Genomic DNA, 762 nt, shown 5'->3' with positions numbered 1-762 from the left:
GTAGCGATCGAACTTGTTACTGGGAAGGGATTGTTAGCATGGCTAGGGCTAATTGATATAAGCTAGGGAGACAAAGGGGGCGGTACGCCTTCTTTACACTGTTCTAGCTAAGTAAGTGGGCTTAATTAAATATAAAACCCTAAAACCTGCGGCGCACGCTGCGCGTGCGCTACAGGTTTTAGATCTGGATTTTAATTATGCTGAGGTACTTATTAGTAATTAGCTATTAGTAATTAATTTTTAGTCGTTTCCTAGTTATGACATCTGGCAAAATCGAGAACTCTCTCTACTGGACTGCGGCAATTTTGGGATTAGTTCTCGATCAAGCCTCCAAATATTTAGTCGTACAATACCTCAGGGCTGGCAAATCCTTTCCCTTAATCGATGGGGTCGTTCATTTTACCTATGCTACCAACACAGGAGCAGCCTTCAGCCTATTTAGTGGTCAGATCGATTGGCTGAAGTGGGTATCGATGATCGTTAGTTTGGGGCTAGTTGCTTTTGGGATTTTTGGCAAAAGGCTGACTCGATGGGAGCAGGTGGGCTATGGCTGTATTTTGGCAGGAGCCGCAGGAAATGGCATCGATCGCTTTGTGGCTGGATACGTAGTTGACTTTATCGATATTAGGATTATTCGATTTGCGATTTTTAATATCGCCGATGTCTCTATCAATGTGGGCTTGGTCTGTTTAGCGATCGCAGTTTTGATCGCGGCTAAACCATCCAAGTCTAAAAAATAGGGTGACCCTAACGTTAAGTACC

At 43.8% G+C, this 762-nt stretch carries 1 protein-coding gene; it reads left to right on the top strand.

The annotated features are described in order from the left end of the window. Nucleotides 1-257: 257 nt before the first annotated feature. On the top strand, nucleotides 258-740 hold the full coding sequence (gene lspA, locus AC805_RS15805) for a signal peptidase II (protein ID WP_055076310.1): 483 nt from the start codon (nucleotides 258-260) through the stop codon (nucleotides 738-740). Nucleotides 741-762: the final 22 nt, after the last annotated feature.

Source organism: Pseudanabaena sp. 'Roaring Creek' (assembly GCF_001402795.1).
In the GTDB taxonomy this organism is placed as follows: Bacteria; Cyanobacteriota; Cyanobacteriia; order Pseudanabaenales; family Pseudanabaenaceae; genus Pseudanabaena.
Note: the sequence above shows the minus strand (reverse complement) of the source record. Positions and strands in the feature narration are given on the sequence as shown.

What these genes read in the sequence shown, in the direction of transcription:
- lspA (WP_055076310.1), top strand. Translation starts at nt 258, where the DNA reads ATGACATCTGGCAAAATCGAGAACTCTCTCTACTGGACTGCGGCAATT.